This window comes from Chryseobacterium culicis (genome assembly GCF_900108365.1).
Lineage (GTDB): Bacteria > Bacteroidota > Bacteroidia > Flavobacteriales > Weeksellaceae > Chryseobacterium > Chryseobacterium culicis.
This window is the reverse complement of sequence record NZ_FNWQ01000002.1, coordinates 913674-935442: the sequence shown is the minus strand read 5'-3', so window position 1 is coordinate 935442 and position 21769 is coordinate 913674. Positions and strand designations below refer to the sequence as shown.

The window sequence follows — 21769 nt, the reverse complement described above, 5'->3', positions numbered from 1 at the left end:
TTCTGAAGAAAAAAGGAAAAAGGCAAATCTGCGGTCTGCAAATTTGCCTTTTGTTTTATTTCGTATTGTAGTAAGTAATATAATAATTGGGATTAAACTCTACCGGAGTACTCTTTTTAAGCTTTACGGTCTGCCATTCTTCCGTAGGGTTGATGGTTTGATCGCCATTAATAATGACTGGAAGTTTCAGGTTTTTTACCACATCCGTATATCGGAATTTCAGCGTATCACCATTCTGGCTGTACTCAAGAGTAGGAATCTTGATCGTTCTCAGATACTGATCAAAAACAGTTGAGAAATCAATGCCGGATTTTGAAGAAATGTATTTTTCAATCTGCTGGGTGGTAACAGTCTGATGGTAGAAATCTTTATTCAAACCCCTTAAAATCTGTCTGAATTTTTCATCATTATTGATCACCTGTCTTATCGTATGAATCATGTTGGCCCCCTTCGGGTACATATCTCCGCTGCCTTCATTTCTTACGCCATACTGGCCAATAATAGGAATGTCATTGTCTATCAATTTCCGGATTCCCTGAACATAGATTTCAGAAGATTTTTTGTCCATATATTTTTCTGTGAAAAGAGTTTCGGAATAGTTGGTGAAACTCTCATGGATCCACATATCAGCCTGGTCTTTTGCCGTAATATTGTTAGCAAACCATTCATGGCCGCTTTCATGAATAATAATGAAATCCCATTTTAATCCAACTCCCGTCCCTGAAAGATCTCTTCCAAGATAGCCGTTCTGATATTTGTTTCCATATGCCACATTACTTTGATGTTCCATACCCAGGTGAGGAGATTCTACAAGTTTGTATGAATCTTCATAAAACGGATACGGACCAAACCAGTATTCAAACGCTGAGAGCATAGGTTTTACCTGCTCAAACTGTTTCTTTGCTTTGTCTAAATTATAGGCAAGCACCCAGTAATCCAGATCAAGTTTGCCCTTTTCTCCATTAAAAATATCTTTAAAATTTACATATTTTCCTATACTTGGGATAATAGAGTAGGCGTTGATTGGGTTTTTCACTTCCCAGGTATAAGTCGTCTTATTGCCCTCTGTCTTTTTGCTGGTCAGTCTTCCGTTCCCAACTCCCACAAGGTCATTAGGGGTAATGATTTTCATTACGATGCCGTTATCCGGCTCGTCACTCCATATATCTTTTGTCGGAAGCCATATGGAAGCCCCGATTCCTTCATCAGCAGCAGTCATCCATGGATTTCCTTTTTCATCTTTGGTGAAAACCCAGCCTCCGTCCCAAGGGGCATTTTTGGCAATCGTAGGTTTCCCGGAATACAGAACATTGATGGTGTATTTTTCTCCTTTTTTGAATTTTTTATTCGCTGTTATCCAGATAAAGTCGCCATCCTGCTTATAATTGGCAATAGGAAAGCTTCCTTCTACTTTATCAGCTTTCATAGGCTGCTGAAGGTCGATCTGGAAAACAGGATTAGTAACATCTTTGATGATCTCAAAGCTGATTTTGTTATTTCCTTTGATACTTTTCTGCTCGAAATCCGGTTCTACGGAAAGATCGTATTTTTTGACATCCCAAAAATTCCTGAACTCAGTATTGGAACCTTTTAAAGTATCCTGTTTGGTGAAAGCTTTACCTTTTTCAAAAAACTGCCCGAAAACCAGTCCTGAGGCCAATAAGAGTGTATATGACAACTTTTTCATCTAAAACTTTTATAAATAATCTCTTCAAAAGTATAAAATTAAAATTAATAGCCATGTGATGGAACTCAAATTACCTGTAGATTTTGTAAAACCATAAAAAAGCCCGGTCAGTGCCGGGCTTTGATATAAGTTATATTAGATTTTTATTTTTGTACTGTCGGAAGATTTCCGTTGCTTTTCTGTACTTTTTTATAAGTATAGGTACACATAACAATACTGAATTCATACAGAATCAATAGCGGTAAGGCAGCCATTATCATACTCAGAACATCTGCCGGCGTAATGATTGCAGCCACCACCATAATCAAAACGATAGCATGACGGCGGTATGTTTTCATAAATGCAGGCGTAAGAATTCCGATGCTGGTAAGGAAGTAAATAAGAATCGGGAACAGAAAAATAACACCCATACCCAAAACTACCTGTAAAAATAAAGTGGTATAATCACTTAGGTCATACAGCGGAACTATAATGTCCGAAATTTTAAAGATAACTCCAAAGTTAACCGCAAAAGGAAGGATTAAAAAATAACCGCACAGTACTCCGGTCATGAAAAGCATCCATACTGCATTAATGATGTAGATAGAATTCTTTCTCTCGTTCGGGTGTAAAGCAGGACCTATAAAACGCCATAATTCCCATACAATATACGGAAATGCAGCCACCATACCTCCGAAGATGGAAACAGCCATCATTACATTGAACTGCTGATACAGTCTCTGTACACGAACAGGGAAGTCTTTCGGGAGGTGAATACTGTCTTCCCCCAAAATCATTCTTGAAAAATGATTAACCACCCGGAATGTAGGGAAATCATTTCTGGTGGGCCCAAAAAAGATATGGTCCATAATCCAGTTGATATTAAAGCCCACTACAAAAGCCGCAATTATGATAGCAATAATCGAACGGATCAGATGCCCTCTTAATTCTCCAATATGCCCAAGAAAGGACATGTCTTTACCATCACTCACAGAATACAATTTTTAAAGCACAAATTTATTAAAAAAAACGACAGAACTAAGGATATGCAGATTATTAGTTAAATTTTAGTTTAATCTGCAAATTACCTTGATAGATTTTCCTCTTACCTTGAGGTGTTTGTTTTTTAGCTGATCCCTTCGTCCAGCAGTTTGTGCAGATCTATAATCCCGAAATATTTCCCGTTTTCCGTTACCACAAGCTGGCCGATATTATTTTCCTTCAGAATTTTCATTGCCTCTTTGGCCAAAGCCTCTTTCTCAATTGTTCTGGGACGGGCAGACATGATATCCTTAGCCAGAACCCTGCTGATATCTTCTTCTTTCATCAGCATTCTCCTCAAATCTCCGTCTGTGATAACACCAACGATCTGATCTGTATTTGTTACCACGGTAATTCCATGGCTGGATCCGCTGATGGAGATAATTACATCTCTTATAGATGCATCTTCTGTAACCTGTGGTTTTTGTGAAGAAAGAAACTGCTCTACTTTGGAAGTCAGATTTTTTCCCAAACTTCCTCCCGGATGAAATTTAGCAAAATCATTAGCTTTAAAATCATTCAATTCCATCAAAGCAATTGCCAGCGCATCTCCCAGCGCCATTTGAATAGTTGTAGAACTGGTAGGAGCCAGTTTATTGGGACATGCTTCCACATCCACGTGAGTATCTAAAATAATTTCAGAAAACTCAGCCAGTTTACTGGTCTTATTTCCCGTCATTCCGATCAGAGCAGAAGAATAGTCTTTTAGATAAGGAACCAGATTCACAATTTCAGGAGAATTTCCGGAATTGGAAATGCATAAAACCACGTCCTGTTTCTGAATGACCCCCAGATCACCATGAATGGCTTCAGAGGCATGCAGGAATTGTGAAGGCGTGCCCGTTGAGTTTAAAGTTGCTACAATTTTATTACCTACATGCGCAGACTTTCCGATTCCTACTACAATCAGCTTTCCTTTCGCCGAGTGAATAATCTCTACCGCCCGGGCAAATTGATCATCAAGTCTGTTTTTTAATTTTTCGAGCTCAGAAATCTCTATTTCTAAAGTGGTTTTTGCAATTGATATAATGTTGGTTCTATCCATTTTATGATAATAAGGTATACAAAAAAGTTCTTAAAAAACGTTATATTTTAAAAAGAATATTTAATATAAATTTTATTTTTTATAAATTCGTTCGCTTTTATTTTAAGCAGAATTTTTATAACTTTGGGTGTGATGCAAATTTAGCAATAGAAAATTAGATGAGCGCAAAAAAAGCCAATTTATCAGGCGAATTGAAAAAGTATTTTGGGTTTTCTACATTTAAGGGCCAGCAGGAACAGATTATAGACAACCTATTGAGTGGGAAGGATATATTTGTTTTAATGCCTACAGGTGGCGGGAAATCATTATGTTATCAGCTTCCGGCACTTATTTCGGAAGGTACGGCTATTGTCGTTTCGCCCCTGATAGCGTTGATGAAAAACCAGGTAGATGCGGTGAACGGTCTTTCATCTGAAGATGGGGTAGCACACGTATTGAATTCATCATTAAACAAAACACAGACCAAACAGGTTTTTGATGATATTAAAAGTGGAAAAACAAAACTTCTGTACGTAGCTCCCGAATCATTAATTAAAGACGATTACCTGGATTTTTTGAAGGAAGTGAAAATTTCTTTCTTTGCTATTGATGAGGCCCACTGTATTTCAGAGTGGGGACATGATTTCAGACCGGAATACAGAAATCTTAAACAGATTATAGACAAAATTGCCGATGTACCGGTGATTGCCTTAACGGCTACAGCTACTCCAAAAGTTCAGGATGATATCCAGAAAACTTTGGGAATGACCAATGCATTGGTATTTAAGGAAAGTTTTAACCGCCCTAATCTCTACTATGAAGTATGTCCTAAAATCAATGTAGATAAGGAAATCGTTAAATTTATCAATCAGCATAAAGGAAAATCAGGGATTGTATACTGCCTGAGCAGAAGAAAAGTTGAAGAATTTGCCCAGCTTCTGCAGGTCAACGGAATCAATGCGCTTCCGTACCATGCGGGCCTTGACCAAAAAGTAAGAGTAGCCAATCAGGATAAATTCCTGATGGAAGAAGTGGATGTGATCGTGGCAACCATTGCCTTCGGGATGGGAATTGATAAACCGGATGTACGTTTTGTTATCCATTACGATTTCCCGAAATCTCTGGAAAGCTATTATCAGGAAACCGGCAGGGCAGGAAGAGACGGAGGGGAAGGCCACTGTCTGGCATTCTACGACCCGAAAGATATTGAAAAACTGGAGAAATTCCTTGCACAGAAACCTGTTTCAGAAAGAGAAATCGGATTACAGCTTCTTAATGAAGTGGTAGGCTATGCGGAAACTTCCATGAGCAGAAGACAGTATATTCTGTATTATTTTGGAGAAAGCTTCGATCCGGTAAACGGAGATGGTGCCAAAATGTGCGACAATTCATCCAATCCTCCAAAATTAAAAGATGCTACGGCAGATCTTAAAAAATCCCTGGAACTGATTAGTGACACAGGAGAAAAATTCAAATCTAAAGACCTGATTTCCGTTATTGCAGGTAAAGAAAATGCGGTGACAAAATCCTATAAACTTGAGCAAAGTTCTTATTTTGGATTTGGAAAAGAAGAAAAGGATAATTACTGGAAGACAATTCTGAGACAGGCAACCGTTCAGAATTTTTTACAAAAAGATATTGAAACCTACGGAGTTCTGAAGATTACGGAAAAAGGAAGAAATGTCCTGAACGGAAAATCCCAAGACGTATTTTTAATTGCCGAAGACAGAGAATTTGATCTTACCCAGGCAAAAGCAGAGAGCGATCAGGTACAGCAGCAGGCTGGCGGAGGGCTGGATCAGAACCTTTTCAACCTGTTGAAAGAACTGAGAAAAAAAGTAGCCAAAAAACACGGAATTCCGCCCTACACGGTGTTTATGGATCCGAGTTTGGAAGACATGACGGTTCAGTACCCCATTACGGTAGACGAAATCACAAAGATCTACGGAGTAGGCGAGGGTAAAGCCAAAAAATATGGTAAAGAGTTCGCAGACTATATCAGAACCTATGTAGAAGATAACAACATAGAACGTACTCAGGATATGGTATTGAAGCAGGTGGCCAATAAATCAAGCCACAAGGTTTTCATCATCCAGAGCACGGATAAAAAGATTGATCTTGAAGACATTGCAAGAGCTAAAAATCTTTCTATGGATGAACTTCTGAAAGAAATGGAAAGGATTGTTTATCAGGGAACAAAATTGAATATCGACTACTATATTGAGGATAATTTTGACGAAGATATTGTAGACGGATTCATGGAATTCATGAACGAATCTGAAAGCGACAGTATGAAAGTACTGCTGGATGAATTCGGGGACGAATTGTCTGATGAAGAAGTGAGAATGCTGAGAATTAAATTCATCAGTGACGTAGCGAATTGAAAAATCAATATATTTTTTAGATGATAAAGTAACAAAGTAGGCTCTTCAACAGAAGAGCTTACTTTATTTTTTTACACTATCCAATCAACAGGAAACGGCAAAATAAATCAGCATTAAATCTTAGTTAATTTCTGTTAATTAGCACCCAAACAGCAATTTTCGCTCGCCCGATAGTAAAAAGATAACCAAACTTTTTACTAACTTTGGTATGATGAAAAAAATATCTGTCATATTTATTCTGCCGGACCTGGAGACCGGAGGAGCAGAAAGGATTGTTACCACTATAGCGAACCATCTTTCCAGAGATCGGTTTGAGCCCAAGATTTTGCTGTTGCGTAAAAAAGGCGGATACCTGAATTTCCTGAAAAAAGATGTCGAAATCATTGACATTAATACTGAAAGAATAAGACACTCATTAAGACCTATTTTAGGCGAAATCTACAGAAGAAAACCGGATATTGTATTTTCAGGTTTTGGTGAAGTGAATGCCTATTTATCTCTATTTATTAAACTGTTTCCAAGGACGAAATTCATCGCAAGGGAAACCAATGTGGTCACTCAGCATGTAACCCGTAAAGAGATTAAATTTTTCTACAATTTTTACAACAACTATCAGAAAATTATTGCGCAAAGCGATGATATGATGAAAGATCTTGTGGATAATTTCAATATCAAAAAGAAAAAAATTGTCAAGATCAATAATCCTGTAGACTTTGATTTTATTGAAGATAAAATGTCGGTATCTGCAAAACCCGAATGCTTCAAATACAATTATAAAAATGTAGTGGCCATTGGTAATCTATCATCCAGAAAAGGTTTCGATAACCTGTTGAAGGTTTTTTCAAGGCTGAAGAATGAAAACATCATCCTCCATATCTTAGGGGACGGAAAAGATAAAGACCTCCTGCTTCAGACAAAAGAACTTTTAGGATTAAAAAAGGTAATTTTTCATGGCAGACAGGAAAATCCCTACCAATATCTGAAATATGCGGACTTATTTGTGCTTTCTTCAAGATACGAAGGTTTTCCCAATGTGCTGCTTGAAGCAGGCGCTTGCGGAACTTATTCCTTAGCCAATAACTGTCCCGGTGGAATTAATGAGATTATCCAGCACAATGTAAACGGGGAAATTGCAGACATTGAGAACCATGACAGATTTGCCCAGGAGATTGTAAGAATACTTCAGAGCAGTTATAATCGGGATGCTATAAAAAACTCTATTAAATCAAGATTCTCAAAGAATATTATTCTTGATAAATATGAAAAGGTCTTATTGGATCTGATGAAGTAGAATACCTCTGCCATTTTTCTTTTGCAGGTTTATTTTCTTAGATTTGACATCTGTAAAATAAATGTGAATGAATAAAATCCAAAAATTAGGATGTGCTTGTGAGAAGCCTGACTTCAATTACACAGAATTCAGAAGTTCAGAATTAGGTATTGATCATACCAACGGAAGATATGGAGAAGTGTCCATTCAACAGTGTAAATTGTGCCAGAGAATATGGATTCATTACTTTGTGGAATATGAGCATTACCCCAAATCAGGAAGATGGTATAAAGGAATTGTTTCGAAAAAAGACCGTCCTCACATCACTCCGGAAAATGCGGTGGAATATCTGGAAAGCCTTGAATGGTATGTATATGGAGGTTCTTTTTTTGAAAGTACAGGCGAAATTGGGCATGGAAAGCTCAATCTGTAATAGTTTACTGTGATGTAAAATAACAATCCAACTTACAACTTATGAAATCCCTTATAATTGCTCTTTTGATGTTGAATTCTGCGGTGTCAATGGCTCAGCAAAAGGCCATCTCCAGAAAGGAGTTATTAAAAACCGCTCTCGATCAGAACGTAAAATCTACAGAAATACAGGAAATAACAATGGCCGCAGGACAGGGAGCTCCGGAACATCTGCATCCCTGTCCTGTTGTGGGAATCATCAATTCAGGTGAGGCGGTTTTTCAGATCGAGGGGCACGAGAAGGTTCTCCTTCGTGAAGGAGATGCTTTTTATGAACCTAAAAATGTGAAAATTCTCCATTTTGATAATTCGTCAGCGGAAAAACCACTGGTATTCACCGCCATTTACCTTAAGGAAGGGAATGAAGAGAATATTAAATTCATAAAATAATACTTTTCCCTAAACTAAAGCGTATAATTATCATTTTTAAAATTGATAAAACTCACTTTGGTGCTTGGTAATTTATACGTAAATTTGTGAGAATTAAGATAGATAATAATAAACAAATTCATACAATAACATGAGTCAATTCGATGTTACCGTAATAGGTTCTGGTCCCGGTGGTTATGTGGCTGCGATCCGTGCAGCACAATTAGGTTTCAAAACAGCAATTATTGAAAAATATTCAACTTTAGGCGGAACTTGTCTTAACGTTGGATGTATTCCGTCAAAAGCGCTTCTTGACAGCTCTGAGCATTTCGAAAATGCAAAACACAATTTTGCAGGTCACGGAATTATCATCAACGAGCCTCAGGCAGATATCGCCAGAATGATCGCCCGTAAAAATGAGGTGATCAAGCAAAATACAGACGGAATCAGCTATCTGATGAACAAAAATCAGATTACTGTTTTTGAAGGAGTAGGAAGCTTCGAATCTGCTACTCAGATTAAAGTGACAAAAAATGACGGTTCTTCTGAAACCATCGAGTCTAAATATACCATCATTGCAACGGGATCTAAACCCTCTACACTGCCTTTCATCTCTTTAGACAAAGAAAGAGTGATTACTTCTACAGAAGCTTTAAATCTTAAAGAAATTCCTAAGCATTTAGTAGTAATCGGAGGTGGGGTTATCGGTCTTGAATTAGGATCTGTATACCTAAGATTAGGAGCTCAGGTAACTGTTGTTGAATTTATGGATAAAATCATCCCTGGAATGGATGGAGCTTTAAGTAAAGAATTAACTAAAGTTCTTAAAAAACAAGGAATGAAGTTTATGCTTTCTACTGCGGTTTCTGCGGTGGAAAGAAACGGAGATATGGTAAAGATCACCGCTAAAGATAAAAAAGGAGAAGAAGTAGTGGTTGAAGGAGATTACTGTTTGGTTTCTGTAGGAAGAAAGCCTTATACAGATGGTCTTGGTCTTGAAAAAGCAGGTGTAGAGCTTGACGAAAGAGGAAGAGTAAAAGTAAATGATCATTTACAGACAAATGTTGCTAATATCTATGCAATTGGTGACGTGATCAAAGGAGCAATGTTAGCTCATAAAGCTGAAGAAGAAGGAGTATTTGTTGCTGAAACATTAGCAGGACAAAAACCTCACATTAACTACAACCTGATTCCTGGAGTTGTTTATACATGGCCGGAAGTAGCAGGAGTAGGTAAAACTGAAGAGCAGTTAAAAGAAGAAGGAGTAGCTTACAAAGTAGGGTCTTTCCCAATGAGAGCTTTAGGTAGAAGCCGTGCAAGCGGTGATGTTGATGGTCTTGTAAAGATTATTGCAGACGAAAAAACAGATGAAGTTTTAGGAATGCACATCGTAGGAGCAAGAGCTGCTGACCTTATTGCAGAAGGAGTAATTGCTATGGAATTCCGTGCAAGTGCTGAAGATATCGCAAGAAGTTCTCACGCTCACCCAACCTATGCAGAAGCAATCAAAGAAGCTGCACTGGATGCTACAGCAAAAAGACCTATTCATATGTAAGAGTTGATTGATAAAATTAATCAATTTAAATATAAAAGGAGAAATCAATTCGGTTTCTCCTTTTTTTGGCATAAAAATGGACATGCATTTGAAAATTTCACGTATGAAAAAGATTTTTATGAGTTGGATGCTGCTGGCGGGAATCAGCTCATTGGCACAGGAAGCAGGAAAGGCTGGAGAATTATTAAGAAATGAGGCTTCAACCACAGAAATGAGAACCTCCAGAAGCCCGGATGAAAGAAATAAAACGGTTGACCAGTCAAGATCCGGAAATACAGCAATTCCCCAAAGAAATGGAAATGGACCCGGGAACAGAATCAAAAATTCCCATTACGATTGGGACAGAAACTATGGTTATGCAGAAGTGTTTCTGAGAATTCCGGAACAGGGCTTTTTTACCGTTGAAGTAGGAGACCAGATGATCGCAAACGGGTCAGGAAAATACAGGTTTTTCGACCTGTCATCAGGTGGAATGCCTCTCTCAATCTACGAAAACGGTTTTCTGATCTACAGAACTACTTTAATGCTTCGCAATAACAACAGAATGGTATTGGATTTTTTTACCAATGAAGGATTGTATCTTTTAGATTCTTATCCTCTTCAAAACCAATACGGATTTAATGACTGGAATGATATCTGGAACAACCCCTACGGAAATCAGCCGGGAGGCGGATATTATAATGGAAATGCAATGGATAACAATTCTTTCCGCCACTTTTTTGATACGATGATGCAAAATGAAAGATTTGATGACGGGAAACTGACAATGATTAATCAGCAGATGCGTGTTTCAATGTTTACTGCTGCACAAATAAGAGATTTGGTGAAAGAAATTCGTTTTGATGATAAGAAGCTGGCATTAGCTAAATCTATCTACCGCAACTGTGTAGACAGAGAACATTATATTGTGGTCACTGATGCCTTTGATTTTGAAAGCAGCAGACGTGAACTGATGGAATATGTTTCAAAATTATAATATTCAATAAAAAACGGGCTTCAGCCCGTTTATTTTTTAGCATCCGATCTATCAGCTTCAGCCAAAACAGATCTTTTTAAAAGTCAAATGTTTTCATTGTATCACGGGTGTTATGAAGACCTTAAAAGAATTATAGCAGTATTGACTAGGTTAGCATCTTCAAATTTCCGTACCTTTGTGAGCTAATTTTATCATCAATGCAACTCGGAAAAACTCAGACTTTAACAATTTCAGAAAAAATTAATTCAGGATGGATCCTCGTAGACGAATCCGGCGAGAAAGCTTTTCTGCCTAAAATCTTTATTCAGGAAGAAAAAGAAACAGGTGAGGAGGTTGAGGTATTTGTATATCAGGATGACGATAAATTAAAGGCAACTACTGAAATTCCATTGGCTGAAGTAGGTGAATTTGCGGTAATGAGCTGTGTACAGAGTCTTCCAAGCGGAGCTTTTATGGATTGGGGGATCATCAAAGATTTATTTATTCCCTACAAACAGCAGAAAACCAAAATTGTTGAAGGAAAAAGATATCTGGTCTATATTTATGTAGACGAAGATATGGAACTGATTACCGGTACAACAAAATTCAAGAGAAATCCTCAGTATGATCATCTTCCTTTCCAGAAAGGTGACAAAGTAGATCTGATCATGATGAACGAAAGCGAACTGGGCTGGAATGTTGTCATCAACAAACAATACATTGGTTTGATCTATGCTTCCGATGTCTTCAAAAAACTTTATCCCCTGTCCGAAGAAAAAGGATACATCAAAACAATTCGTGAAGACGGAAAAATAGATGTTTCTTTACAGCCGGAAGGATTTGAAAATATTGACGAATTCAAACAGAAAATTCTCAACAAGCTGGAAGAAAACTATGGGCTTCTGTACGTATCCGATAAATCTTCTCCTGAAGAAATTAAGGATGAACTTCAGATGAGTAAGAAAAACTTCAAAAAAGCAATCGGTGGACTTTATAAAGATAAGGTGATTGATATTCTCGAAGATAAAATCAAATTATTATAAAATAAAAAACGGGCAGAAATTTCTGCCCGTTTTTTTATTACTGCCTGTTTAGGGTGAGCTGGTATCAGCTTTCCCTTCAATAATGCGTTTCCATAATCTTTTATGGTAATAATAACGCCTGCATTCATTGTAAAATGCAAAACATGATGGATGTCATGACATTTTAGTTTAATTTTTTTGTTTAACAATTTTGTCAAAAATAAATTTTACTCTACATTTGCACAAATTTGTTTAACAATAATGTCAAATCAAGCAAAAAAAGACCAAACACAGGAATTGATCAAGGAGACAGCGAAGAATTTATTCTTTGTGAAAGGAAAATTTGATGCTACTACGCAGGAGATCGCAGATGAAGCAGGAGTGAACAGGACCCTTATTAATTACTACTTCCGCTCGAGAGATAAGCTGATCCAGATCATCTTTGATGAGGCGCAGAGAGTAGAACAGGAAAAATCGAAGATCATTCAGAATTCTGATCTGCCTTTTAAGGAAAAGATCAGCCAATTCATAGAAAGCAGCCTTTCTACAAGTCTTCAGTATCCCTATCTTGAAACGTATATCGTGTCACAGATCAATAAAGGAACCTGCCATCAGAGAGAAATTGAAGAAGATATCCTGAACGATATGTACAAGGATATTGAAAAAGAAATGGAATTGGGAAATATTGAGAAAATGGCGCCCGTTCAGTTTATTCTGAATATGGTTTCGCTATTGGTCTTCCCAAGTGCCATAAGACCATTATTTATGGAGAATTTATTAATTAATGATGAAGAATATGATAAGATTATTTCTGAACGAAAAGAAATTATTATCAATATGTTGTTTAAAAACTAAAAAAACTAAAGTATTTCTTACAATGATTCGTCATTTAGAAATAAATAATGAATGAAAATTAAATAAAAAATAAACGAAGTATAAAATTATGAATAGAAAACGTATAACTGCTACAAAGCTAAAAATTGGGATAGCTTCAGCATTTATGATTTTCGGCTCTACAATGATGTCTGCCCAGCAGCAGGTTTCCCTGCAGGAAGCAATAAAACAGGCACTTCAAAATAAGGCAGAAGCTAAAAAAGCCGCCTTACAGATAAAAAAAGCCGAATATAAAATTGATGAAGCCAGAGCCGGTGCCCTTCCGCAGATCACTGCTACAGCCGGACTTACATACAATCCGATTATTCAGGAATCTTTGCTGGAATTTGGAGGAGAGAAAATCAGAGCTCAGTTTGGACAGCCATGGGGTTCCACAGCTTCTGTGCAACTTCAGCAGGCGATTTTTGATCAAAGAGTCTTTACAGGTCTTAAAGCTGCAAAATCAACAAGAGAGTTTTATGTACTGAATGCTGAATTAACCAATGAACAGATTATTGAAAATGTAGCAACAGCTTATTATCAGGTGTTTGTACAGGAAGAAAATCTTAAAACGGTTACTGCCAGCTATGCCAATACTGAAAAAGTAAGAAATGTGATTAAGAGTCTGGTTGATAATGGTTTGGCAAAATCAATAGATCTAGACAGAACCAATGTTCAGCTTACCAATATTGGTTCTAATAAGCAGACTTTAATCAACTCTGTTGAACTTTCAAAAAATGCGCTTAAATTTTATATGGGGGTTCCTATCTCAACAGATATCGAACTTGAAGAAAAAGCGATCGTACCAAAGCCAGAGCTGATTGCGAGCAGCGTAAATCTTAATAACCGTACAGAGATCAGAGTTTTAAATAAAAACAGGGAACTGTTGGTTTTCAATAAAAAAGCCACCGAAGCGTATCTTTATCCGTCAGTAAATCTTACCGCGAACTACGGATGGGGAGCAAACGGAGCAAAATTCCCTTTGACCAATGGCCTTAGTAACGGCGTTCTTTGGAGTGATTATTCAGCAATCGGATTGAATGTAAATATTCCTATTTTCACAGGAGGAGCTACAAAAGCGAAGATCAATCAGGCAGAAATTGATATCCAGGATATAGATCAGGATATTCAGAAAACTCAGCTGAGCTTAGATCTTGATTATAAAAATGCAGTTACCAATATGGAAAACGCATTGATTAATATCGAAAGTATGAAAGATAATGTGGAGCTGGCAGAAAAGGTACAGAAGAATACCCAGTCTAACTACCAGTACGGATTGGCTACGCTTACTGAAGTATTGGATACTGAAAATTCCCTTACACAGGCAAAACAGAATTATTCCAATGCATTACTGGATTACAAGCAGGCAGAGATCAAGCTGATAAAAGCTAAGGGTGAACTTAATACACTACAAAACTTATAATAAACTAAAATGAAAAAAACTTTAATATATATCATCGTAGCAGCTGTACTGGTTGGGTTGGCCGCTTACAAGATTGCCGGGAACAAAGAAAAGCAGACTCAGGAAGTAAAAGAAGTTGCCAAGCAGGTAGATAAAATCAACGTAAATATTGTAACCGTTACAAGAGAAAATATTGATACGGACTACTCAGCCAACGGAACCTTCATTCCTAAGCAGGAAATGAACCAGTCTTCTGAAATCTCAGGACGTATTGTAAGCGTTTTGGTGAAAGAAGGATCCAGAGTAGGCGCAGGCCAGGTTTTAGCCACTATTAAAAGAGATGCTATTGAAGTAGATGTTACTCAGGCTCAGAATAACCTCCAGAATGCTATTATTGATAACCAGCGCTATGAAAACGCATACAAAACAGGCGGAGTGACCAAACAGCAGCTTGATAACTCAAGACTGCAGCTGAAAAATATGCAGGCAGCAGTTAAGGCACAAGGGGTAAAAGTAAATGATACAAGCATTCGTGCGGGAATCAGCGGAACCATCAACAAAAAAATGGTTGAGCCCGGTACTGTAGTGTCTCCTGGGACAGCAATGTTTGAAATCGTTAACATCAACAGCTTAAAACTGTCGGTTTTGGTAGACGAAAGCCAGATCGGAAAAATCCAGTTAGGTAAGGAAGTTCCGATTAAAGTAAATGTTTTACCTGAAGATTCTTTCGTAGGGAGAATTACTTTCATTGCTCCTAAAAGTGATGCTTCATTGAATTTCCCTGTGGAAATTGAAGTTCAGAACAGAGGAAATCTGAAAGCCGGTATGTATGCAACCGCTAAGTTCAGTACAAACAACGGTGCAGAAACCCAGAATATGCTTACAGTTCCTGCTGAAGCATTTGTAAACGGAGTAAGCTCGGGACAGCTGTTCGTTGTTCAGAATGGCGTTGCTAAATTGATTAAAGTAACCATCGGAAAAGTGTACGGAGATAAAGTTCAGGTTTTAAGCGGACTGAACGGAGGAGAGCAGGTAGTAACCAGCGGACAGATCAACCTGGACAATGGATCTAAAGTGAATATTATAAAGTAGCAGACCCATGAAGTTAGCAGAAATATCCATTAAAAGACCCTCGCTGGTAATTGTATTGTTTACAATTCTGACGCTGGGAGGTATCCTGAGTTATACGCTCATGGGATACGAATTGATTCCGAAGTTTGAAACCAACATGGTAACCATTTCTACGGTATATCCCGGAGCGTCACCTGCCGAGGTGGAAACATCCGTTACCCGAAAGATTGAAGATGCCGTAGGTTCTCTCGAAAACGTAAAAAAAGTAGAATCTTCTTCATACGAGAGTTTATCCGTAATCATGGTTCAGCTGAACGATGGTGCCGATGTAGACTATGCTTTGAACGATGCCCAGAGAAAGGTAAATGCAATCCTTGCAGACCTTCCGGACGACGTGAAAGCTCCCTCTCTGAACAAGTTCTCTTTAGATGATTTACCGATTATCACGATGAGTATTTCATCTGATAAACTAAACAGTAAGGACCTTTATGACTTATTGGATAAAAAGATTGAACCTATTTTTTCCCGTGTAAACGGTGTAGCTCAGGTAGACCTTGTAGGTGGACAGGAGAGAGAAATTCAGGTAAATCTTGATGAGAAAAAATTACAGGGGTACGGACTTTCGATTGGAGACGTACAGCAGGCAATCCTTTCATCCAACCTTGATTTCCCTACAGGAAGCTTGAAAACGAGAACTACAAAATCTACCATCAGACTTTCAGGAAAATATAAATCTACTGATGAAATGAACAATCTTGTAGTGTCCAATAAAAACGGAGCTCAGGTACGTTTATCGGATATTGCAACCGTTTTCGATTCTCAGAAAGATGTGGAAAAAGTAGCAAGATTCAACCAGTTTCCTACTATTTTGATGCAGGTTAAAAAACAATCCGATGCCAATGCAGTAGCAGTATCAGAAAGTGTTCAGAAAACAATCAAGACAGTAGAGGAAGCCTATAAAATTCAGGGAGTAAAAGTAAAAATCGTAAACGATACTACAGAATTTACACTTGAATCTGCCAACCACGTTATTTTCGACTTATTCTTAGCGATTATCCTCGTGGCCATTGTGATGTTATTATTCCTTCACAGTATCAGAAATGCATTCATCGTAATGGTTTCTATCCCGGCTTCATTGGTGGCAGCGTTCATCGGAATGAACCTTATGGGATATACTCTGAACTTAATGAGCTTACTGGGGCTTTCGCTTGTGGTGGGGATCCTGGTGGATGACGCCATCGTTGTACTGGAAAACATTTACCGTCACATGGAGATGGGGAAAAGTAAGATAAGAGCAGCATATGACGGAGCTTCAGAAATCGGATTTACCGTTGCTGCGATTACGTTGGTAATTGTGGTGGTATTCTTACCGATTGCGATGAGTTCAGGTCTTGTAGCGAATATCTTGGCTCAGTTCTGCGTCACGGTAGTTATTGCCACCTTATTATCATTATTAGCTTCATTTACCATCATTCCTTGGTTATCTTCAAGATTTGGTAAGCTGGAACATTTAACAGGTAAAAACTGGTTCGAGAAATTTATCCTTTGGTTTGAAGGACTTATTGACAAGTTTACCCACTGGATTACAGGAATTCTTGAATGGTGTTTGAAAACAACCTTAAGAAGAATTTCAACAGTAGTAATTACCTTTATTGTCTTAATCAGTTCATTTATGCTGGTCGCATTCGGCTTCATTGGAGGTGAGTTCTTCCCGCCCATTGACCGTGGTCAGTTCTTAGTACAGATGGAATTGTCAAAAGATGCAACTGTAGAAAAAACAAACCAATTGACATTAGAGGTTGAGAAGTTTTTAAGAAATGACAAAGATGTTGTAGACCTTATTACAACAGTAGGGCAGCAGTCTACAGGTTTTGGAGGTGCTCAGGCAACCACTTACCAGTCTGAAGTACAGGTAAACCTAACCGATAAGTCTGAACGTTCTGAAAGTACCAACATCAAAGCAGCGAAAATAAAAAGACAGCTGGAAGAGAAATTCACGGGAGTTGAGTTCAAAACGGCTCCAATCGGTATCATGGGTGCAGAAAATGCTCCAATTGAAATGGTAGTAACAGGACCGGATAACGAAACAGCAGTAAAAGAAGCAACAAGAATTCTTGAACTTTTGAAGAAAGTACCAGGAGCGGTGGATGCAGAATTGTCTACAGATACAGGTAGCCCTGAAGTTCAGGTAAGTATTGACAGAGATAAAATGGCTTCCCTTGGCTTAAATCTTTCAAGTGTAGGACAGACGATGCAGACTGCATTCAACGGAAACACAGACGGGAAGTTCAGAGCCGGAGAATATGAATATGACATCAATATCCGTTTCGGAGATGTGAACAGACAGTCTATTGATGATGTGAAAAACCTTATGTTTACAAATCCTCAGGGGCAGCAGGTTCGTCTGAGCCAGTTTGCTGATGTAGAAATGGGTTCAGGACCAAGCTTGCTTGAACGTAGAGATAAGTCTCCTTCTGTAAAAGTAAGAGCGAAAGCGGTAGGTAGACCGGTAGGGGATGTTGCTAATGAATGGGCAGATCAGTTCATGAAGAGCACCAAAAAACCTGTTGGGGTAGATTACATCTGGAGTGGAGATATGGAAAACCAGCAGGAAGGTTTCGGTACGTTAGGAATTGCATTACTGGCAGCTATCGTATTGGTATACCTGGTAATGGTTTCACTGTATGACAGTTTTGTATATCCGTTTGTGGTATTGTTCTCAATTCCGTTAGCAATGATTGGGGTAATGGTAATTCTTGCCTTAACTGCCAACTCACTGAACATCTTTACCATGCTTGGTATGATCATGTTGATTGGTCTGGTAGCGAAGAACGCGATCCTTATCGTAGACTTTACCAACGCCAGAAAAGCAGCCGGAGCAAACACTCACGATGCCCTGGTACAGGCTAACCACGCCCGTCTTCGTCCGATCCTGATGACCACCATTGCGATGATCTTCGGTATGTTACCGATCGCATTGGCAACAGGTGCCGGAGCTGAGATGAACAAAGGTCTTGCATGGGTAGTAATCGGTGGTTTGACATCATCACTATTCCTTACATTGATCATTGTACCGGTAGTATACTCTTTATTTGACTCTGTTCTAAGAAGAATGGGTAAAGATAACAAAGTAGACTACGAAGCTGAAATGAAGGCAGAATATGTACACAGAGAACTGAATGAAGACGGATTTACGCCTAAGCATTTAGACAAATAAATTAAACCTTTCATTAACCGAAAGCGCCTCAGAACTTCTGAGGCGCTTTTTGTTGATATTTGATGATTTAAAATTTAGTTGTATAGGTTTTGGCTAAAGCCATTGGATGATTTTTTATTATTGTAAATGGGCTAAAGCCCATTTCTACTGATGATTTTTGTACATTAAGAAAATATTCAATAGGAGCGGGCTTTAGCCCGCTTAAATTTATAACAGCCAATATGGGCTTTAGCCAAAACATAACATCCGGTTTTGGCAACAAAAAAGCTCCCAGTAAAACTGGAAGCTCTTCTATATTGTTGTAGAAAAAATTAATCTGCCATAGCCTCTCCGGACTTTCTGTAGACAAAGTTTCCATAGATGTGTCTTCTTGCAAAACGGCTTGGTGAATCGGCGTTGATCATTTTGATATAGGTGTTTTTAGGAACGCCCATATATTCATACATGTTTCCGTTCAAATGCTGGACCGTTAAAATTGATTTTTCCAGATAGAAATCCTGAATATTGGATTTTGTAATGGTTTCTGTATATTCTTCTTTATACTTTTCCTGCGTTTCAGGATTGATACTTACCAAAAAATGGTAGGCTTCAATCACAGATTTGCTTTTTTCTTCTGCTTCCTGTTTTCCTGCTTCATCATTAATAAACTTATCAGGGTGTGTATCTTTCATCACATTTCTGTAGATGGTCTTCAATTCTTTTAAAGTAACATTTTTATCTACCCCAAGAAGTGTTCTGTGCTCACCAATTTTTTTCATATCTCTAATCCTTATTTTCGGGGTGCAAAATTAATGAATTTAATCCATAAAATCATAACTTATTCATTATTAATTTATTTGGATCCTTTTAAGGTGAGTACAATCGTCTCGACTGAAGCTTAGAGCATATGTACAATCAAGTTGTACAGTTAATTAAACTCTGAATACAAATTTTCATTGAGTCTAAAATAAATAAATCCATTCTTAAAATCAATCACCGTATCGAATCTTTTTAAAAACTGATTGCCGAAAAATCCAGCCATTTTTTCTGTGGAATCAATTCCTTCTGTGGAAGCGGAAAGTGTGATCGGGAGGTTATAGAGAAATTTCTGAGCGAATTTTACTGCCGGACAGAGAACAACAGGCATTTCATATACAGACCCGTCTGAACCTCTTGCTGTCGCTTTACCTATCGTTTTCATAGTTTTTACCAAAGCATTATTTTTTGCAAAAGGAGACGCTATTGTAAGGACATCATCTGCTCCGCTGTCAAGCCCAAAAAAACCCGAATATTCTTTATCATTAATGATCATACTGCTTTCTACCGCAGGGTAGTTGTCGATCATGTGCAGTTTCATTTTTTCATATCCTGCTATATCAAGAGCCGGGTCATTTTCTTCATACAGCCGGATTTCCTTTTTGTGGTAATTGATTTCAATGGTTTTTCCCTTCATCAGATCCGTTCCGAAAACTCCGTCAAAATGAGCAGATTCATAAGGAATAAGAGTAAACCGTATTTCTTTTTTCTGGATATCTCCAAACTGTACAGTATTCAGACTGCTGTAATCAACGGTATTTACTCCGTTAGAACCTCTGTTTTCAGATGTTCCATCAATTTGCAGCGGTATTTTTTTCTTTGAATTGCTGTTAATGACCGAACCATCGGCGCCAGTGTCAAACAGAAATTTAATGCTGTCTGTTTCATTCACTTTACAATAGATATAAATGGAATTGTTTTCCAGAGAAAAAGGGAGAATGGCTGGTTTTTTCTGGCCTGATAGTATGATGAAGAATGAAAGTGTCAGCAAAGTAAGAATGTGTTTCATGGAATTAGTTTTTAGTGAGGCGAAAATAGCTGTAATGATGAGTTTTACAAAGAAATAACAAGCCGTTAACCCACTTTTAACCGTTCCTTAACCGTTTTGTGTAAACCTTATTAACAAAAAACAGTACCCATATGAGTACTGCTATTATATTTTTCAATAGTTAAATGCTTCAATTTTTTAATTCAGCTACGGCTGATCACAAGTTCTTTTCAGCTTGGTGAAAATTTTATCAAAATCCTTATAGGATGTTCCCTCGTCGTCTCGTTTCTGTCTGAAACTGCTGTTGGCGCAGTTGTGAAATCCAAGACCAATCAAATCTATCAGAGCGTAATCTTCCTTCTGCGGATCATTCATTTTGGCATCAAATCTTGCCATCACGCCTTTTGGGTCAGCATTATTCTTGCTTTTAAGCTCTGTGTAACTTTTCCATGCTGCAAACATCTTTTCTCTGTCCGGAGAGGATACGGCATCAATCTGTTCTCTGCAGGTATTGTAATACTTGCTGTTTTTCAGGGTGGCAGGGTCAGAATAGGCTAGGATTTCTTCTTTATTCAGCTGGTATTCATTCTCAAAAGAATCTATTGTTTCCTCCATCAATTTTTTCCATCTCGGAAGATCAATTACCTTAAGGCTGTACAGTTCCTTTTTCTTTTCTTCATACTGCTTTTCCAGTTCCTGCAGATAAGCTTCTTTGTTTTGACGGATTTCTTCAAGTTGGGAGAGTTTAAAAACTGGCCGGGTATCAAATACAACCCCGTTAAACTGATACAAAAGTTTGTTAACCCCGTCTATTTCCTCTATTTTATATTTAGCAGGATCAAAATAGCCCTTATTGTCACAATTGAAAGTCTGATAACTGTAAGGGGTCAGATTATTGGCTTTTGCAGGAGTTTTTTGCCCCCATATAGTAATGGATAAGGCCAAAGCAAGCCCGATCATCATTTTTTTCGTGTACATAAATTGTTGAAAGAATCCGAATTTTCTGAATTTCAGTGCAAAATTAAGGCTTTAAATTCAAATTGTAAAGGATTAAATAGATTTTCTCAATGGATTTTGCAAATTTTATATGGATTTTGTACTGCAAATGTTATAAACCAGATAATGTAACGGATTTACGGCGGATCGAAATGCTGTAAAGGTAAGATTTATAGTGGTTTTATAAGCAGTAATTGCTTACCTCAATAAGATTGTGATCCGGATCCCGGAAGTAAACAGATTGTATTTTTCCCAGGGCTCCGGTTCTGTCCACAATTCCTTCAGTAATTTCGATGTTGTTCTGCTTGAGTTCTGCCATCACATCATGAATATCGGTTTCTGCAATGAAGCAGAGATCAGCAGAACCACAGGTGGGAAATCCTGCCTTCGGCTCGAATTCATGTCCTTTCTGATGCAGATTGATCTTATGATTTCCAAAAATGAGCGCCTTTCTGTTTGCTCCAAAAGTAACCGCTTTAAAACCCAGAATGCGGGTATAAAATTCAATTGTTTTGTCAATATCAGCCACCGTTAAAACGAGATGGTCAAGGCTTTTTATTTCCATACATTATTTTTTAGTGTCAATGATGATCAAAATGAAGGGTAATGGTAATCTGTTATGGCTGTTATTGATTTTTTTTTTAAATTTAAAACAATAGATTTACATGAA

19 protein-coding genes are annotated in these 21769 nt (G+C 37.9%); 11 read left to right on the top strand and 8 right to left on the bottom strand.

All coding sequences use genetic code 11. From position 1 onward, the window contains the following. Positions 1-55: 55 nt before the first annotated feature. The 3 genes from BLW74_RS10595 to BLW74_RS10585 form a co-directional block, all read right to left on the bottom strand. Positions 56-1687 carry a M1 family metallopeptidase gene (locus BLW74_RS10595; RefSeq protein ID WP_089692372.1) on the bottom strand — a complete coding sequence of 544 codons (1632 nt, stop codon included), beginning with the start codon at positions 1685-1687 and terminating at the stop codon, positions 56-58. A gap of 143 nt (positions 1688-1830) precedes the next feature. Beyond that, positions 1831-2658, bottom strand: coding sequence for a twin-arginine translocase subunit TatC (gene tatC, locus BLW74_RS10590; protein ID WP_185116350.1), 828 nt, complete (start codon positions 2656-2658; stop codon positions 1831-1833). A 134-nt stretch (positions 2659-2792) separates the two neighbouring features. Beyond that, positions 2793-3752, bottom strand: coding sequence for a KpsF/GutQ family sugar-phosphate isomerase (locus BLW74_RS10585; RefSeq protein WP_089692370.1), 960 nt, complete (start codon positions 3750-3752; stop codon positions 2793-2795). Positions 3753-3910: 158 nt separating this feature from the next. Between BLW74_RS10585 and recQ the strand changes: the two genes are divergently transcribed. From recQ to BLW74_RS10530, 11 genes are all read left to right on the top strand, one after another. Then, positions 3911-6115 (top strand): DNA helicase RecQ, encoded by a 2205-nt coding sequence (gene recQ, locus BLW74_RS10580; RefSeq protein ID WP_089692369.1) that lies wholly within the window; start codon positions 3911-3913, stop codon positions 6113-6115. A gap of 211 nt (positions 6116-6326) precedes the next feature. Then, positions 6327-7406, top strand: coding sequence for a glycosyltransferase (locus tag BLW74_RS10575; protein WP_089692368.1), 1080 nt, complete (start codon positions 6327-6329; stop codon positions 7404-7406). A 67-nt stretch (positions 7407-7473) separates the two neighbouring features. Then, positions 7474-7818 carry a hypothetical protein gene (locus tag BLW74_RS10570; RefSeq protein WP_089692367.1) on the top strand — a complete coding sequence of 115 codons (345 nt, stop codon included), beginning with the start codon at positions 7474-7476 and terminating at the stop codon, positions 7816-7818. Positions 7819-7859: 41 nt separating this feature from the next. After that, positions 7860-8246: a cupin domain-containing protein gene (locus BLW74_RS10565; protein ID WP_227413207.1), complete on the top strand. Its 387-nt coding sequence runs from the start codon at positions 7860-7862 to the stop codon at positions 8244-8246. 130 nt (positions 8247-8376) lie between these two features. Next, complete coding sequence (lpdA, locus tag BLW74_RS10560) at positions 8377-9780, top strand: dihydrolipoyl dehydrogenase (protein WP_089692365.1); 1404 nt, start codon at positions 8377-8379, stop codon at positions 9778-9780. A 103-nt stretch (positions 9781-9883) separates the two neighbouring features. Continuing rightward, positions 9884-10756: a proline and serine-rich protein 1 family protein gene (locus BLW74_RS10555; protein ID WP_167358408.1), complete on the top strand. Its 873-nt coding sequence runs from the start codon at positions 9884-9886 to the stop codon at positions 10754-10756. Between the two features lie 197 nt (positions 10757-10953). After that, positions 10954-11778, top strand: coding sequence for a CvfB family protein (locus tag BLW74_RS10550; protein ID WP_089692363.1), 825 nt, complete (start codon positions 10954-10956; stop codon positions 11776-11778). Between the two features lie 240 nt (positions 11779-12018). Further along, on the top strand, positions 12019-12612 hold the full coding sequence (locus BLW74_RS10545; protein ID WP_089692362.1) for a TetR/AcrR family transcriptional regulator: 594 nt from the start codon (positions 12019-12021) through the stop codon (positions 12610-12612). Between the two features lie 88 nt (positions 12613-12700). Then, on the top strand, positions 12701-14053 hold the full coding sequence (locus tag BLW74_RS10540; protein WP_089692361.1) for a TolC family protein: 1353 nt from the start codon (positions 12701-12703) through the stop codon (positions 14051-14053). Between the two features lie 9 nt (positions 14054-14062). After that, positions 14063-15124 (top strand): efflux RND transporter periplasmic adaptor subunit, encoded by a 1062-nt coding sequence (locus tag BLW74_RS10535; protein WP_089692360.1) that lies wholly within the window; start codon positions 14063-14065, stop codon positions 15122-15124. 7 nt (positions 15125-15131) lie between these two features. Continuing rightward, entirely contained in the window at positions 15132-18320 is a 3189-nt protein-coding gene (locus BLW74_RS10530; protein ID WP_089692359.1) for an efflux RND transporter permease subunit, read from the top strand. A gap of 67 nt (positions 18321-18387) precedes the next feature. On the opposite strand, the gene BLW74_RS10525 is transcribed toward BLW74_RS10530, so the two are convergent. The 5 genes from BLW74_RS10525 to BLW74_RS10505 form a co-directional block, all read right to left on the bottom strand. Further along, a complete protein-coding gene (locus tag BLW74_RS10525; protein WP_089692358.1) occupies positions 18388-18678 on the bottom strand; it encodes a hypothetical protein in 291 nt (96 codons plus the stop codon). Beyond that, a complete protein-coding gene (locus tag BLW74_RS10520) occupies positions 18632-19078 on the bottom strand; it encodes a KTSC domain-containing protein (RefSeq protein ID WP_089692357.1) in 447 nt (148 codons plus the stop codon). Before BLW74_RS10520 ends, BLW74_RS10525 begins: the two co-directional genes overlap by 47 nt. Positions 19079-19227: 149 nt before the next feature. After that, positions 19228-20124 (bottom strand): retropepsin-like aspartic protease, encoded by an 897-nt coding sequence (locus BLW74_RS10515; RefSeq protein WP_089692356.1) that lies wholly within the window; start codon positions 20122-20124, stop codon positions 19228-19230. A gap of 186 nt (positions 20125-20310) precedes the next feature. Continuing rightward, a complete protein-coding gene (locus tag BLW74_RS10510; protein ID WP_089692355.1) occupies positions 20311-21081 on the bottom strand; it encodes a hypothetical protein in 771 nt (256 codons plus the stop codon). A gap of 199 nt (positions 21082-21280) precedes the next feature. Next, entirely contained in the window at positions 21281-21664 is a 384-nt protein-coding gene (locus BLW74_RS10505; RefSeq protein ID WP_089692354.1) for a VOC family protein, read from the bottom strand. Positions 21665-21769 lie beyond the last annotated feature (105 nt).